The 15,229-nt window shown below is 67.9% G+C and carries 17 protein-coding genes; 5 read left to right on the top strand and 12 right to left on the bottom strand.

What is annotated here, in order from left to right; genetic code table 11:
• Positions 1-15: 15 nt before the first annotated feature.
• The 8 genes from ACQY5A_RS19850 to ACQY5A_RS19815 form a co-directional block, all read right to left on the bottom strand.
• A complete protein-coding gene (locus tag ACQY5A_RS19850; protein ID WP_428342028.1) occupies positions 16-573 on the bottom strand; it encodes a DUF7676 family protein in 558 nt (185 codons plus the stop codon).
• Positions 539-1,297 carry a (2Fe-2S)-binding protein gene (locus tag ACQY5A_RS19845; RefSeq protein ID WP_428342027.1) on the bottom strand — a complete coding sequence of 253 codons (759 nt, stop codon included), beginning with the start codon at positions 1,295-1,297 and terminating at the stop codon, positions 539-541. Before ACQY5A_RS19845 ends, ACQY5A_RS19850 begins: the two co-directional genes overlap by 35 nt.
• 8 nt (positions 1,298-1,305) lie before the next feature.
• Positions 1,306-1,680, bottom strand: coding sequence for a DUF5073 family protein (locus tag ACQY5A_RS19840; RefSeq protein WP_428342026.1), 375 nt, complete (start codon positions 1,678-1,680; stop codon positions 1,306-1,308).
• Positions 1,680-2,465, bottom strand: a complete 786-nt coding sequence (locus ACQY5A_RS19835) for a heavy metal-binding domain-containing protein (RefSeq protein WP_428342025.1) — start codon at positions 2,463-2,465, stop codon at positions 1,680-1,682. The genes ACQY5A_RS19840 and ACQY5A_RS19835 overlap by 1 nt, the downstream gene beginning before the upstream one ends.
• Positions 2,466-2,505: 40 nt before the next feature.
• Positions 2,506-4,602 (bottom strand): manganese-exporting P-type ATPase CtpC, encoded by a 2,097-nt coding sequence (gene ctpC / locus ACQY5A_RS19830; protein ID WP_428343253.1) that lies wholly within the window; start codon positions 4,600-4,602, stop codon positions 2,506-2,508.
• 108 nt (positions 4,603-4,710) lie between these two features.
• Positions 4,711-4,995, bottom strand: coding sequence for a DUF1490 family protein (locus ACQY5A_RS19825; protein ID WP_428343252.1), 285 nt, complete (start codon positions 4,993-4,995; stop codon positions 4,711-4,713).
• 174 nt (positions 4,996-5,169) lie between these two features.
• On the bottom strand, positions 5,170-5,886 hold the full coding sequence (locus ACQY5A_RS19820; protein ID WP_428342024.1) for a TIGR03089 family protein: 717 nt from the start codon (positions 5,884-5,886) through the stop codon (positions 5,170-5,172).
• A 110-nt stretch (positions 5,887-5,996) separates the two neighbouring features.
• Positions 5,997-7,457 (bottom strand): LCP family protein, encoded by a 1,461-nt coding sequence (locus tag ACQY5A_RS19815; RefSeq protein WP_428342023.1) that lies wholly within the window; start codon positions 7,455-7,457, stop codon positions 5,997-5,999.
• A 69-nt stretch (positions 7,458-7,526) separates the two neighbouring features.
• Here ACQY5A_RS19815 and rfbD point away from each other — a divergent pair, with 69 nt between their 5' ends.
• The 3 genes from rfbD to ACQY5A_RS19800 all read left to right on the top strand — a co-directional run bounded on the left by rfbD (position 7,527) and on the right by ACQY5A_RS19800 (position 10,517).
• Entirely contained in the window at positions 7,527-8,438 is a 912-nt protein-coding gene (gene rfbD / locus ACQY5A_RS19810; RefSeq protein ID WP_428342022.1) for a dTDP-4-dehydrorhamnose reductase, read from the top strand.
• Between the two features lie 10 nt (positions 8,439-8,448).
• Positions 8,449-9,294 carry a glycosyltransferase family 2 protein gene (locus tag ACQY5A_RS19805; protein WP_428343251.1) on the top strand — a complete coding sequence of 282 codons (846 nt, stop codon included), beginning with the start codon at positions 8,449-8,451 and terminating at the stop codon, positions 9,292-9,294.
• A gap of 152 nt (positions 9,295-9,446) precedes the next feature.
• Positions 9,447-10,517, top strand: a complete 1,071-nt coding sequence (locus ACQY5A_RS19800; RefSeq protein ID WP_428342021.1) for a sugar phosphate nucleotidyltransferase — start codon at positions 9,447-9,449, stop codon at positions 10,515-10,517.
• Here ACQY5A_RS19800 and ACQY5A_RS19795 read toward each other — a convergent pair.
• The 3 genes from ACQY5A_RS19795 to cofD are packed head-to-tail and all read right to left on the bottom strand — an operon-like array spanning position 10,499 to position 13,391.
• Positions 10,499-11,044, bottom strand: coding sequence for an NUDIX hydrolase (locus ACQY5A_RS19795; protein WP_428342020.1), 546 nt, complete (start codon positions 11,042-11,044; stop codon positions 10,499-10,501). The two genes, ACQY5A_RS19800 and ACQY5A_RS19795, sit on opposite strands and share 19 nt — an antisense overlap.
• A complete protein-coding gene (locus ACQY5A_RS19790) occupies positions 11,041-12,402 on the bottom strand; it encodes a coenzyme F420-0:L-glutamate ligase (protein WP_428342019.1) in 1,362 nt (453 codons plus the stop codon). Before ACQY5A_RS19790 ends, ACQY5A_RS19795 begins: the two co-directional genes overlap by 4 nt.
• Positions 12,399-13,391, bottom strand: a complete 993-nt coding sequence (gene cofD / locus ACQY5A_RS19785; protein WP_428342018.1) for a 2-phospho-L-lactate transferase — start codon at positions 13,389-13,391, stop codon at positions 12,399-12,401. The genes ACQY5A_RS19790 and cofD overlap by 4 nt, the downstream gene beginning before the upstream one ends.
• A gap of 473 nt (positions 13,392-13,864) precedes the next feature.
• On the opposite strand from cofD, the gene ACQY5A_RS19780 reads away from it, so the two are divergent.
• Positions 13,865-14,095 (top strand): WhiB family transcriptional regulator, encoded by a 231-nt coding sequence (locus ACQY5A_RS19780; RefSeq protein ID WP_428343250.1) that lies wholly within the window; start codon positions 13,865-13,867, stop codon positions 14,093-14,095.
• Between the two features lie 66 nt (positions 14,096-14,161).
• Here ACQY5A_RS19780 and ACQY5A_RS19775 read toward each other — a convergent pair whose 3' ends face one another.
• Positions 14,162-14,584, bottom strand: coding sequence for a metallopeptidase family protein (locus ACQY5A_RS19775; RefSeq protein ID WP_428343249.1), 423 nt, complete (start codon positions 14,582-14,584; stop codon positions 14,162-14,164).
• Between the two features lie 161 nt (positions 14,585-14,745).
• On the opposite strand from ACQY5A_RS19775, the gene ACQY5A_RS19770 reads away from it, so the two are divergent.
• Positions 14,746-15,186, top strand: a complete 441-nt coding sequence (locus ACQY5A_RS19770) for a DUF3499 domain-containing protein (protein WP_428342017.1) — start codon at positions 14,746-14,748, stop codon at positions 15,184-15,186.
• The last annotated feature ends 43 nt before the right edge of the window (positions 15,187-15,229 follow it).

The raw sequence follows: 15,229 nt of genomic DNA, 5'->3' as shown, positions 1-15,229 counted from the left end.
GACCGTCGCTCGCGGTCAGCCGTGCCGAAAGCCTTTGCCGGAGCGGTCGAGTGGGTCGGGATCCAGTCCGAGGTACGTGGCCCGTAGGCGGTCCCAGAGTTCGAGTTGATCCCAGTCGGGTTCGTCGCGTATCTGCTGCGTGTTGGTCAGGAAGGGGCCGGGCAGCATCAGCGTCATCAATTGGTCGTCACGGCCGTTGAACAGGCGCACACCCCAGGACGTGGGCGCGCCGTCGCTGCCGATCCGGCGGTACATCTCGGCACGTGCGCACCGGCGGATCCGGCCGAGCTCTGGACCGCTTTCGGTGTGTTCGCCGATGCACAGGTGAAAGTGCCAGCGGCCGAAGTCAATGGTGGCGTATCCGTCGTCGATCGAGATTCGCTCGGGCGGGTTGGGAGCGGCGACCTCCCACGCCGCGCCCTCGACCAGGACGCCGAACCAGATATCGTCCCAATACTCATCGAAGCACAACCGGATCAGGTCGAGCAGGCTCTGCTCGTCGGTGGGCAGCGGCCAGACCTGCTCGCGGCCGTTGTCCTCAGTGGTCTGGACTGGAGGGCTGAAGTCGATCAACGCGAAACCTTTCCGGCGCCCGGTCGAGGGCGCAATCTCCACAGAGCCCGCCATGAGGCGTGCGGTAATACAAACAGCAACTGTTGCGGCGGTAGTCGGTATCGCCAAAAATGACCGCGGCGCTCAATTGTGGGTCAGCGCAGATGCTGCGGGCCAGTTGCCATCCCGACGTCGTCCCGCGGTCGCGATCGAAAACCCGCGCGGCGCCCAGCAAGGCTGACGCCGAATTACCGTCCAGCAATCTCGCCGAGATCGGGCTCAGTCGGCGCAGTGCTTGCGTCAGCGGCCTGAGATGCCTGTGGAGCACCATGTCGGCCAGCGCGGCGGGAAGATCATCGCGCCGCTGAGCCACGGGATGCTCGAGGTGCAGCGCGACCTGACTGTCGATTTCACGAAAGAGCAGACGCTCGGGTGGAAGGTCGATCAGCAAGCGGTAGCCGGCGACCGTACCCAATCCGATCGACCACAATCGAGCGGCGAAGCCCAAGAAGAACGTCGAGGCTGCGACGCGTTGCTCGGTCACGTTCATGCGTGCTTGGACCCGGTCGACGATTTCGGCCAGTAGCGCGGTGTCGTCGTAGAGGCACCCGACCGGGTGCCAGTCGTCAATGAGCGGTCCGGTGCCCAACGCGAAATACCCGCTGACATCGCGGAGTTCGTCGAGTGCGGCGATCGCGGCCGGGTCGGCGGACGCATTGTCGCCAGCGTCGATCTCGCTGAACACCGGGCGCTTCAGCCCGCGCCGGCGCTCAACGCGTCGACCGCTGCGTCGATGTGGGGAACGACCGCGGAGCCATGGCGGGCGACCAGTTGTCCGAGGGAGCGTGCCAGGTGGGGGCCGACGGCGTCGGCCAGCAACACCTCTTCGCCGATCACCACGCCGCCGACGACGTGGGCCGCCATCAGCCGGTGGTCGGCGGTCACCTCGTAACGCCAGTCGCCGATCTGCAGACGCGCGGGTTCCGAGGTGAACATCCTCCGGCGGGCAGGGGTATGCGTCACGCCCGGCAACCCGGCAAAGACGTTGATCACCAAACCGATTCCGCCCGGGCCGGCCAGTGCGTGGCTGACGGTGCGGCTGACTCGTTCGGCGTCGAAGTCCGCCATCAGTCGTTCATAGCGAGCACGAACTGCGGCGCGATGGTTTCGGGCGTGCCGCTGCGCCGTACCGCCGTGCCCGCGGCGTAGAACTCGACCGTGTGATAGCCCCAGGCGTAGTTCTGGATGTTGAAGTGGACGCCGACGACGCCGTTCGCGCCGTCGCGCTCGGCTTCGCCCTGCATCCGCGACATCGCCAGCTCGCGGGCTTCGTAGTTGCCCTGCGTCCACTGCGGCATTTCGGTGTTTCGGCCCATCTGTCGCAGGGTCTGCATAAAGCCTTGCGCGGCAATGTGATACACGCAGTTGCCCATGACGAAGGCGACTGGCGCCCATCCCGATCGCAGCAGGGTGGCCAGATCCTGGCCGCTCAGATGGCTGGAGAACGCCTGCCCGTTGCTGCGTTTGAACGACCCCGGCTTCGGGCTGTAGCGCACCGCGGTGCCGACCGCGATGAATTCCAGGTGCTCGGCCTCGGCGCCGTGCTGACGCCATTCCAGACGGACGCCGACGACGCCGTCGGCGCCCAACGAGTCGGCTTCGGCCTGCATGCGGGCCATGGCATTCCAGCGCGCCCGATACGTCGCCTCGGTGAGCACCGGTAGCTCGGATTGCTGCCGGATACCGGTGAATTGGTAGCCCACGTGATAGACCGACACACCCATCACGAGATCGAGCGGCTCGAATCCTGCGCCATGCAGAAGCGCGAATTCGTTGATGGACAGATCTGACGTGAAGACCTTGTCGGCGTGCGACAGCCGTTCGCTGGCAACGGGGTCGAGGGGAGTAGACATCGAGGCATCATGACACCGATTGGACTATCGGTGCACTCGTTCAGTCCAAGCGATACCGAATCAACCGTGAACTGTTTGCGACGACGGCCACCGACGACGCGTTGTGCAGGATTGCGGCGAGTACCGGGGACAGCGCGCCACCGGCCCCGATCAACAGCCCGGCGGCGTTGACGGCGATCGACATGCCGTAGTTCTGCTGGATGACGTCGACGGCGCGGGCGCCGAGATCGCGGACGTCGAGCAGGCGTCTCAAGTCGTCGTTGGCCAGCGCCACGTCGGCGGTCTCGACGGCGACGTCGGTGCCGGCCAGACCCATCGCGATGCCGATGTTGGCCGCCGCCAGCGCCGGTGCGTCGTTGATGCCGTCGCCGACCATCCCGACGATGTATCCCTCGTCCTGCAGCTGGCGCACCACTTCGAGCTTGTCCTCGGGCAGCACCTCGGCACGCCACTCGTCGATGCCGAGATCGTCCGCGACGACATTCGCGATCTCGGGATGATCGCCGGTCAGCATCACGACCCGGCGGATTCCGTTGGCGCGCAACTTGTTCAACACGTCTGGTGCTTCGGCGCGGATTTCGTCGCGCAAGCTGATCAGGCCGACCAACGTGCCGTCCACTGCGAGTAGCAGGGGGGTCTCCGCCTGGCGGCGCAGCTTGTCGACCCACTCGCCGGCTTCCTGTGACACCATGACCTGCTCGGCGCGCAGCAGCGACGGGCTGCCCAACAGCAACGTGCGTCCGTCCGCCCAAATCCGCATACCGAGGCCGACCAGCACCTCGCATTCCTCGTGCGGTGGGATGGTGATGCGGCGTTCCTCGGTGGACCGGATCACGGCTTCGGCCAACGGGTGCCGAGAGTGCAGCTCCGAACTCGCCGCGTAGGCGAGCACCTGCTCAGGATGCCAATCTTTGTGTAACGCAATGATATTCGTCACCACCGGGCGGCCTACGGTGAGGGTTCCGGTCTTGTCGAAGACGATCGCGTCCACCCGGCCGGCCTGCTCGAGATGCGACCCGCCCTTGATCAGGATGCCGCGGCGCGCGCCGTTGCCGATCGCGGCACTGATCGCGGTCGGCGTGGACAATCCCACTGCGCACGGGCAGGCGATCAGCAGCATGGTCATCGCGCGCCGCACGTCGCCGGTCAGCACCAGAGCGATCGCCGAGACGATGAACGAGATTGGCACGAAGCGGCGGGAGAAGTTCTCGCCGACCGTCTGGATCGGCGCCCGATCGTGTTGGGCCTCTTCAACGCGGGAGATGATCCGGCCGATGGTGGTCTCGTTGCCGACCGCGCGAGCGCGTACCACCAGACGGCCGCGCAGCACCACCGAACCCGCGTGCACCCTCGCCCCGGCGACGATGCTGGCGGGCAGCGTTTCGCCGGTGATCGCGGACTGGTCGACGATCGCTTCGCCGTCGACGACGTCACCGTCGACCGGGATCGCGACGTGGTCGTGGATCACCACGTCGTCGCCGATCTGCACGGTGTCGATCGGTACCTGGACCTCGCCACCGTCGGCCAGCAGGACCCAGGCCGAATCGGCGGTGCCGCGCAGCAGATCGGAGATGGCCCGCCGGGTTCGGCGCAGCGTCAAATCCTGAAGGTACTCACCGATATTCAGCAACCACAGCACGGTGAGCGCGACCACGTTCTCGCGCAGCACCAGACTGGCGACGGTCGCCGCTGTCACCAATGCGTCGGTGCCCGCGCGCCCGGACCGCAGCCCACGCAGCGCACCGCGCAGGAACGGGTAGCCCATGAAGACCGTCGCGCCGGTCGCGACCAGTTGGCCGCTGGGGCCCAGCAGCGGGGGACGGTTGAACGCATAGCGGCGCACACCGAGCAGCGCCAGTGCGGCGCCGCCGATCACCATGCGCAGGACTTCGGTGTTGCGGATGTCCGACGACCGTGGCGTGCGGGCCGGGATGAGCTCCGCGGCAACGTGTTCGGCGTCGGTGATGGCCGTGAGCACCTCGTCGCGATCGCAGCGCTTCGGCGAATACCAGACGACGACGGAGCCGGTGTGCGGATAGGCGTGGACGGCGCGAACGCCGTGCTGGCGATCGACCGCCTCCTCGACCGCGACCGCACGCCGTGAATTCGCACGAATCCAGGGCACTTTGACCCGCATCCGCCCGGCCGCGTCGGAGATGACCTCCAGATCCGGGCTAGCTACGTCCGTCGACGATGCGGAGCGCGCAGCGCGATGAGGACGAGGCGGACGATCAGGCACTGCGCCTCAGTGCTCGTGGTCGTGATCGTGGTCGCCGATGGCGGGAGGCTGGGCCTCCTCACCGATGCGCTCGCGAGCTTCGGCCACCACGTCGGCCAGCTTCAACCGGGCTGATTCCGCGGCTTCCTCAGCCCGCCGAGTGCCACGCAGGCTCCACTCCGTCGCAGACACCGCGGCATCATGCAGCGGGGCCTTGCCCAGGGCTTTTCGCAGGAGTTCGTAGGCGCTGACACCGACGACGCCGGTAACCACCGTCCCGGCCGCCTTACCCAACAGGCCTTGCACCACCATCGCGAAACGTCCTCTCGTCATGTCGTACGGCCGATTGTCTGGCCTCCGACGACGGTAGCATCGACATATAGCGATATCAACATGTGTCGGCAGCGGCGGGTTGCCCTGGGTGCCCGGCCAGCCGGGCGCTCGGTGGCGGACGCCCAGCTGGGCGGGCGCTCGCGGGGGTCGGGGCTAAATGCTGCGGGTGACCTTCTCGGTCTCCGCCTTGCGCGCCAACGTGGCCGGGTCGGAGTTGGCCACGTACACCAGCGAGCCGTTGACCGACAACACGCTCAGCAGGCCGTCGATTACGTCGTCGGAGGTGATCCAGGGCGCGGTCGACAGCACTCGGTCGGTAGCTGTCAAACCCTGCGCGGCGACGGCCTTTTGGCACGACGCCAACACATCGTCGACTGAGCGGCCGGCGAGTGCCGGGCCGGGGCTGCGCTCGACGACGATCTGGTCGCCGTGGACCCGCACCGCGGTCGCATAGTCGGTGACCCCGATTGGCAGATCGGGTACCGGCCGGCCGAACGCGTCCAGCGACAGCACCGCCACCTCGACGGCGCCGGTGGCGTCAGCCTCCTCGCGCCGGTCGGCGGTGCACAGCGCGATGTCGGCGGCTATGCCTTTGCGGCCGGCCATGACTACCACCTCCGCGCCGATCCACCACACCCCGAACAGCACCGCCGCGGTCTGCCAGTGCGCCGGCAGCAGGACAGCCACCCGGCTGCCCGCGCCGCCGCCCAGCTCGTCACGCAGCAGGTTGCCGGTCTTGGCGGCCCAGTTGGCCAGCGTGACGGCGGACAATTCGATGCGCTCGCCGGTTGCGTCGTCGTAGTAGGTGATGCGCGGGCCGACCGGGTCGGCGCGCAGCATCGGGTCCAGGATCGCTGCGCTGAGGTTCATCGGTGCCACAACCTCAGTAGACCAGTTCGGTGCCACTCCTCCGCATCGCGTTGTCCCCCTCGCCGCTCCGCGGCTGGAGGCACCCCCACTGCATCGTCGTCGGGACGAGATCAGTTGACGCATTCCGGGTGGTCGGAGCCTGCCGTCAGAATCGGCGACGGCGGGGGAGCGTCGGAGCCGGTGTCGGGGTGCGAGGCCGCCGCCAGCTTGGGGCCGCCGTCGCTGATGCCCGAACCCGGGCCGGTGTAGTCGCTGCTGAGCACCACCCGGACCGACCCCTGCGGTACCGACGTGTTGGCGACGACGGGCAGCCCGCCCAGTTCTTTCGCGACCGCTTGGGCGCCGAGGTCGTCGGAGCTGGCGGCTTGCACCTGGCTGTTCTTCACGTGCGCAGTGTCGTTGTTGCCGACCTTGCCGGAGCCGAACCCTTTGGCGCTCAACACTTGTGACACCGATGAGGCGAGGCCGTTGATGTCGGTGTCGTTGAGGACGCTGGCGCTGGTCTTGTCCGGCGCGTAGGTGAGTTCCTCCGTCTTACCCATGGCCTGGCCTTCCAACAAGCCGGCGACCCAGCTCTGCACCTGATGGGGGTCGACCCGCACCACGCTGTGCATGCCGTCGTCGCTCCAGCCGGATTCGTCGAGCACCGGAATGGTCGCGAACGCGATCCGCCCGGCGGCCAGCTTCTGCAGCTGGTTCACGAAATCCATGATGTCCCAACCGGATGACAGCACCACCGAGCGCTGGATCGCGGATTGCAGCCGGTTCAGCGTGGCCGGGCTGGACAGCGTCTTGCCGGAGATCACCTGATGGGCCAGCGACGACATCACCACCTGCTGACGCACCACCCGGTCCAGGTCGCCGCGGGGCAGCTCGTGGCGCTGCCGGACAAAGCTCAGCGCCTGCGGTCCGTTGAGCTTCTGTGGCCCCGCCGGGAAGTCGGCGCCCGACATCGGTTCGAAGACAGGGTCTTTGAGGCAGACATTCACGCCGCCGAGCGCGTCGGTGATCAGCGAGAAGCCCAGCAGCCCGATCTCGGCGTAATGGTCGACGGTGACGCCGGTCAGGCCGGCGACGGTCTTGATCAGCGCTTCGCGGCCGGCCTCGGTGCCTTCGCGCTCGGCCTCGTCGGGCGCGGCGCCGGATTCGACGAGGCTGACCCGCTTCTCTTCCTTGGTCTGGCCGTAGACCCCGTTGATCTTGGTCTTGCCCAGTCCGGGCGCGGATGCATAGGTGTCGCGGGGGATCGAGATCGCGGTGGCCGACTTCCCGTTGTCCGGTATGCGCACCAGGATGATCGTGTCGGTGTTGCTGGCCACCTCGTCGCCGGCGCGCAGCGACGCGAGTTCCTGCGGGCTTAGCGGGTTGCCGTGCGCGTCGGTGCGACTGTCCATGCCGACCAGCAGAATGTCGAGTGCGCCGTCATCGCCGCCGTGTCCCAGCGACGGAGCGAAGACGTGGTAGATCCCGTCCTCGAAGGAACGGACTTTGCTCCACGCCAGTCCCGTGACGAGGACGACCAGCACGGCCGTCACGGTGGCAATCACACGGGTCACCCGATGCTCAGGCATCACAACAGGTTACTTGCGTAACAGCTGTAACTCCGGTAGCAAGGGCTCGGCGTGCCAGACTTGATACCCATGTCTCGCAGAATCGTGATCGCCGGGGCCGGCGGCCAGGTCGGCAGCTTTCTTGCGGGCGAGTCGACCAGGCAGGGACGCGACGTGCTGGCGCTGACGTCGTCGCAATGGGACATCTCCGATCCGCAGCGCGCCGGCGAGATCGTGCAGGCCGGGGACGTGGTGATCAACTGCGCGGCCTACACCGCCGTCGACGACGCCGAAAGCGACCGGGACCGGGCGTACGCGATCAACGCCGCCGGCCCGGGGCACATCGCCCAGGCCTGCGCGCGGGTCGGGGCCCGACTGGTCCACATCTCCACCGACTACGTCTTCGACGGTGACTTCGGCGAGGCGCCGCCGCGGCCCTACGAGCCCGATGATGCGACCCGGCCGTTGAGCGTCTACGGGCGGACCAAGCTGGGCGGCGAGCAGGCCGTGCTGGCGGCGCTGCCGCAGGCTGTGGTGGTCCGCACCGCGTGGGTCTACACCGGCGGAACCGGAACGGACTTCGTCGCCGCCATGCGCAGACAGGCGGCCGGTGATGGCGTCGTCGAGATCGTCGACGACCAGACCGGCTCGCCCACCTACGTCGCCGACCTGGTCGAAGCGCTTCTCGAGGTGGCCGACGGTCGCGTAACGGCACCCGACGGGATCGTGCACGCGGCCAACGCGGGAGAGGTCACCCGGTGCGGGCAGGCCCGCGCGGTGTTCGAAATCCTCGGCGCCGACCCGGAGCGGGTGCGGCCGGTGAGCAGTGACCACAACCCGCGGCCCGCGCCGCGGCCGGCGTATTCCGCACTGTCCGGCCGGCAGTCGCAGAACGCCGGTCTGTCGCCGCTGCAACCGTGGCGTGCGGCGCTGGAGACGGCGCTCGCGTCTGCTCCTGAAGAGCCCACGCACCGCCGACCGTTACCCTCAACGCGTGAGTGACGTGCTGCCGGTGGTCACGGTGACCTATTCGCCGGGCGTGCATCTGGACCGTTTTCTGGCCTCGTTGTCGCACGCGACCGATCGGCCGGTCAGCGTCCTGATGGCCGACAACGGCTCCACCGACGGCACTCCCCAGTCCGCGGTCGAGCGCTACCCGGGCGTGCGGCTTTACTCCACCGGCGCCAACCTCGGGTACGGCAGCGCAGTGAATCGCGCGATCGCCCAGTTGGGGGACGCCGACGAGTGGATCATCGTGGCCAACCCGGACGTGCAGTGGGGCCCGGGCAGCATCGACGCGCTGCTGGACGCCGCGGCGCGCTGGCCGCGCGCCGGGACCTTGGGGCCGTTGATCCATGACCCCGACGGGTCGGTGTATCCGTCGGCGCGCCAGTTACCCAGCCTGATCCGGGGCGGCATGCACGCGGTTCTCGGTCCGTTGTGGAAGAAGAATCCGTGGTCGGCGGCCTATCGGCAGGAGCGGCTGGAGCCCAGCGAGCGACCGGTCGGCTGGCTGTCCGGGTCGTGCCTGTTGGTGCGTCGCGCGGCCTTCGCGCAGATCGGCGGGTTCGACGAGCGCTTCTTCATGTACATGGAGGACGTCGACCTCGGCGACCGGATGGGCCGGGCCGGCTGGCTGAATGTCTACGTGCCGACGGCGGAAGTGCTGCACCACAAGGGTCACGCCACCGCGCGGGAGTCGTCGCGAAATCTGGCCGTGCATCACGAAAGCACCTATCTTTACCTCGCCGACCGGCATCCTGGACCATGGCGTGCTCCGCTGCGCTGGGGCTTTCGGGCCGGTCTGGCGGTGCGGTCGCGGTTGATGGTGCGTAATTCTCCGGACGGGCGGCGCTGATGGGCCGCCGGCGACGATGCAGAACGAAGAGATGAGGAGGAGCGGCGCCGATGGGCCGCCGGCGACGATGCAGAACGAAGAGATGAGGAGGAGCGGCGCCGATGTGCCGCCGGCGACGATGCAGAACGAAGAGATGAGGAGGAGCGGCGCCGATGGCTAAGCAAGTTGACGCAGTTGTTCTGGTCGGCGGCAAAGGCACTCGGCTGCGGCCGTTGACGTTGTCGGCGCCGAAGCCGATGCTCCCGACGGCCGGGCTGCCGTTTTTGACCCACCTGTTGTCGCGGATCGCCGCAGCCGGGATCGAGCACGTGATCCTCGGAACGTCCTACAAGCCGACGGTTTTCGAGGCCGAGTTCGGCGACGGCTCCAAACTGGGTCTGCAGATCGACTACGTGACCGAGCAGAGCCCGCTGGGCACTGGCGGCGGAATCGCCAACGTCGCACCCTATCTGCGGTACGGCACGGCGATGGTGTTCAACGGCGACGTGCTCTCCGGAGCCGATCTGGGGCAATTGCTGGACTACCACAACGAGCAGCAGGCTGACCTGACGCTGCACCTGGTGCGGGTCGGCGATCCCCGGGCGTTCGGCTGTGTCCCGACCGAAAACGGGCGCGTGACAGCATTTTTGGAGAAGACCGAAGATCCGCCGACCGACCAGATCAACGCCGGCTGCTATGTGTTCAGCCGCGAGACCATCGATCGGATCCCACGCGGGCGTGAGGTGTCGGTGGAGCGTGCGGTGTTTCCCGCGCTGTTGTCCGACGGCGTCAAGGTGTTCGGTTACGTCGACGCCAGCTACTGGCGCGACATGGGCACGCCGGAAGATTTCGTCCGCGGCTCAGCCGATCTCGTGCGCGGCATCGCGCCGTCACCGGCACTGGGCGGTCACCGCGGCGAGCAGTTGGTGCACGACGGCGCCGCGGTCTCGCCAGGCGCGTTGCTGATCGGCGGCACGGTCGTCGGCCGGGGTGCCGAAATCGGGCCTGGCGCACGGTTGGACGGTGCGGTCATCTTCGACGGCGTGCGCATCGAGGCGGGCAGCGTGATCGAACGCTCGATCATCGGATTCGGCGCGCGGATCGGCCCGCGGGCGTTGATCCGCGACGGCGTGATCGGCGACGGCGCCGACATCGGCGCGCGCTGCGAGCTATTGCGTGGCGCGCGGGTGTGGCCCGGCGTCAGCATCCCCGACGGCGGGATCCGCTACTCCAGCGACGTGTGAGCCCCGCGTTCGACCAGGTAGGCCAGTGACTCGTCGGCGCCCCCGGGCAGCCCGTCGATCGGCCACCATCGCAGGTCCACCGACTCCTCGCTGACGACGATCTGCGCCCCGGCCGGTGCCCGCGCGACGAATTGCAGATCGAGGTGTCGGGTCGGCACGCCCAGCGAGCAGGTCAGCGCGTGGACATTGATCGCAACCAGACCGGGGGAGATCCGCAAGCCCTCGACGCCGGACTCTTCGGTGGCCTCCCGCAGCGCCGCGCCGAGGATGTCGGCGTCGGAATCCTCGCAATGCCCGCCCAATTGGACCCAGCGACCCAACCGCGGATGCAGGGTCAACAGCACCTGGCCGCCGGCGTCGTCGAGGACCAGCGCCGACGCCGTGATGTGGCCCGGGACGCACGCCCGGCGGCACGCGTCTTCCCGCGCATCCAAGAATGCCAGCACCGCATTGCGCAGCGAATCCTGCGAGCGATCCGGCGGCTGCCAGTCGGACAGCAGCGCGATCGCCGACTCGCGGACGCTCACTTGCGCACCAGCAGATCGTTGACGGCGACGGGTTGACGGGGGTCGGTGGTAGGTTGCTCGGGATAGCCGATCGCGATGGCGCCCAACGGTTCCCAATCTGCCGGCAGATCCAGCTCGGCGCGAACCAGATCAGCGACGAAGATGGTCGACCCGATCCAACAGCTGCCCACCCCACGCACCGCCAACGCCACCAGCAGCGCCTGGACGGCGGCGCCGACTGCGACGGTGAACATCGTGTGCTCGGCGTCGGTCCGCGCGGCGTCGGGATAACTATGCGCACCGTCGCGCACCAGGAACGGAATCACGACTTCGGGAGCGTCGTAGAGGATCTGACCGCGGGCCACCCGTCGCTCGACCGCATCGGCGGGCTTGCCGTCACCGGTCAGATCGGCGCGCCACTTGTCGCGCATTCGCTCGAGCAGCCGGTCACGCACGGACTGCGTCTGCAGCCAGACGAAACGCACCGGCCGGGTGTGGTGCGGGGCGGGGGCGGTAAGGGCTTCCGCGACCGCGTCCTCGATCAGCTCCGGCGACACCAGGTCATCGGCGAACTGGCGCACCGAACGACGCAGCAGCTGAGCCTGCCGGCGGCCCAACTCCAACGCCTCGGCGGTACCCAGCCAGAACAGGTCGTCGGTGCCCGATCGCACGAGATGCCGGGCGGTGTCGTCGGTCTCGGTGACCACGCCGGCGGGCAGGCCGCGCACCACGGCCACCGGGATCGAGGTCAGCTTGCCCTTGACCAGATCGGCCGCGGCGGCGATCTCGTCGGCGATAGCGACCTCGGTGACCAACAGCTCGTTGCCGTGCCGGTCGACGGCGCCGGCGTAGCCGTGCAGGACCGAGACCCCGGCCGCGCCGACGGCGGCGTCGGTCTGGCCGTTGCGCCAGGCCCGGCCCATGGTGTCGGTGATGACGATGCCGACGGTGATGCCGAGACTCGTCCGGAGGGCCGCCCGCAACGACGCCGCGCTGCCGTCGGGGTCGACGGGAAGTAGTGCCAGTTCGTCGCTACCGATGTTCGACCCGTCCACGCCGGAGGCGGCCTGCACGATGCCCAATCCGTTCTCGGTGATCAGCGTTCGGCCCTTCCGGGCAAGCACCCGAACGGATTCGGCGTCGACGAGCTTGCGGCGCAGGGCGTCTCGCGCTTCGGGATCTTCGGGCGCGGGCACCAGCCGCCCCTCGCATTTGGACAGCACCTTGCTGGTGACCACCAGGACGTCGCCGTCGCGCAGCCAGGGTGCCGCAGCCGCCAGCGCGGCACCGAGATCGTCGCCGGGGCGGAACTCAGGAAGCCCGGTCACCGGCAGGATCTCGATCGGTGACGCGGTGCCATGCTCGGCTGGGGCGCTCACACTGCCACGCCCGCAAGATCCAGCCCGGCCCTGACCATTGCGGCGGTCGCTGTCGGACCGGTCATCAGCAGCGGCACCGATCGCACTGCAATGCCGTCGATCTCGGCATGGTCGCCCTTATGGATCATCCAGCAATCCAGGATTCCGGTTCCGGCTCGCGCGCCGTGATACCGGCCGACCGCTTCCGCGGTCGACTCCACGCCGATGACCTTCAAGCACTCATCGGCCATCCCGCGCAACGGCTTTCCGTCGATGATCGGAGAGTAGCCGACGACCGGGGCCTCGGTGGACCGCAGTGCCGACCTGATCCCCGGCACGGCCAGGATCGCCCCGACGCTGACCACAGGATTCGACGGCGCTATCAGGACCACGTCCGCATCAGCGATGGCGTCTGTGGCTTCGGTTGTGGCATTGGCCTTTTCGGCGCCGACGAACGCGAAGCTGTGGGTTGGCAGCTTGGCGCGGTAACGCACCCACCACTCCTGGAAGTGGACCGCGCGCCGACTGCCGTCGTCGGGATCGGTGATGACGACATGGGTTTCGCAACGATCGTCGCTGACCGGGAGAAGCCGCGCGCCGGGCTGCCAGCGGTCGCACAAAGCGGCGGTCACCTGTGACAGCGGGTAGCCGGCCCGCAGCATCTGGCTGCGCACCAGATGGGTGGCCAGGTCGCGGTCGCCGAGCTGAAACCAGTCCGGTTGCACGCCGTAGTAAGTGAGTTCCTCTTTGGCGTGCCAGGTTTCGTTGCGATGGCCCCAGCCGCGCTCCGGGTCCACGCCGCCACCCAGGGTGTACATGCAGGTGTCCAGATCGGGGCAGATGCGTACCCCGTGCATCCAGGCGTCGTCGCCGATGTTGACGATCGCCGTCAGGTCGTGCTCATCGGCAGGCGCAGAGCCGGAAGCGAATTGGCCGAGACCGAGTAGCTGCTGCACCCCGAGCAAGAAGCGCGCGCCGCCCACCCCGCCGACCAGAACCGTCACCTTCACACCGCACGACAGTACGCGCGGCGACGGAACTGACCCCGAGGTGAGTGGTGGGGCGATACACCCGGGTGGTACCGGAATGCCTTGTGTGACTGGTGTGACCGACACGCCACGCCCGCATTCCCCGCGGTGCCGCGAAAAATAGGTAACGAGATGGTATGGAATTCTGCCGAATCGCTTGCGAATCGACTCTTACCCGTGTGTAATCACAGCAGTGTCATTTCGGTTGGCCGGCCGGATTCGGTGTCGCAGACCGAGATTCGATCAGATGTTCGAATCGGGATGACCAACATCAGAACAGTGGTGACATTCGCGATCTACAAAACCAGGTGAGGAGGCGGAGCATGTCCTATGAACACCTTCGGGGGCTAATGGGAGGGACCCCGCACACAGCGCCCGGTCTGCCGTTGACAGGGGTATCCCCAAGGCCCCATTTGAGTTTGGTTCCCGACGCCATCGAAGACGAATTCGAGGGCATGGAGGAAGCAACCGAACAGTGGCAAGACCGAGCTTTGTGTGCCCAGACAGATCCGGAGGCGTTCTTCCCCGAGAAGGGCGGCTCCACCCGCGAGGCCAAGAAGATCTGCCTCGGCTGCGAGGTTCGCAGTGAATGTCTGGAATACGCTTTGGCCAAAGACGAGCGCTTTGGCATCTGGGGTGGTCTCTCCGAGCGCGAGCGTCGTCGCCTCAAGCGGGGAATCGTCTGACCCGACGCGGTCATTGAATAGCGGGTGACCCGCTGAGCCTGGCTTCGATGGGCTCGCGGTCGCCCGCTATTCGTCTTCTATCGTCGGGTCGATGACCGACGGCTCGACATCCAGATAGGTGGCCACCTGGGCCACCAGGATTTCGTGCAGCAGCTCGGCGAGCTCGACCGTGTCCTTGGCACGTCGTTCGATTGGCTTGCGGAACAACACCACCCGCGCACGCGTGGCACCGCCGCGCACGTCGACGCCGGCCGCGATCAAACGGGCCAAGGCGATCGGCCCGTCGGCGACGACCTCCGGTGGCCACTGCACGCTTTCGGGATCTTTGGCCGAAATCCGCGGGATCTCGTCGACGGCGACGTCGAGCCCGGACAGCCTTTCCTGCCAGCGCCGCTCGATGGGCTCGTACGCCTCGAGCACGGCCATGTCGAAGCGTTCGGCGCGGCTGCGCCAGCCCGGCACCGTCGGCGGCAGCAACGGACCGCGCATATCCCGGCCGCGGCGCGAGACCTTTTTGCCCGTCGAGCGGCGGCCGCGCGGGGAGCTGCGCGAATCGCTCACCCGGCGATGGTAACGGTTGGGCATCCTGGCTCGTCTGAATGCGCGTGTCCGCCGCCGTGCGGGCGTTTTCGCACGATAACCTCTCGATCGTGAACGTTCCGCGTCGCTGCTGCCGTCCAGGGTGTCCGCATTACGCGGTCGCGACGCTGACCTTCGTGTACTCGGACTCCACGGCCGTCGTCGGCCCGCTCGCCGTTGCCAGTGAGCCGCACTCGTGGGACCTGTGCGTGAGCCACGCCGGCCGGATCACCGCGCCCCGGGGCTGGGAGCTGGTCCGGCACGCCGGCCCGCTGGCCACCAACCCCGACGAAGACGATCTGATCGCGCTGGCCGACGCCGTGCGCGAAGGCCGCGACGTGGCCGTCGCCGGCGGTGGTGCGGTCAACGGTTTCCATGAGCCAGGTGGGCAGTTCAACGGCGCACCGGCCGAGGCTCCGGCCGCCGGCGTGCTGACCTCGCCCGCAACCCGCCCGGCCGGCAACGGCCGCCGTCGCGGGCATCTCCGGGTGCTCCCCGACCCCTCCAACTAACAACTGCCTAGGAACGGCGTCGCGGGCGTCCGGCCGGTGCGTC

Source organism: Mycobacterium sp., from assembly GCF_965277065.1.
Taxonomy (GTDB): domain Bacteria; phylum Actinomycetota; class Actinomycetes; order Mycobacteriales; family Mycobacteriaceae; genus Mycobacterium.
Note: the sequence above shows the minus strand (reverse complement) of the source record. Positions and strands in the feature narration are given on the sequence as shown.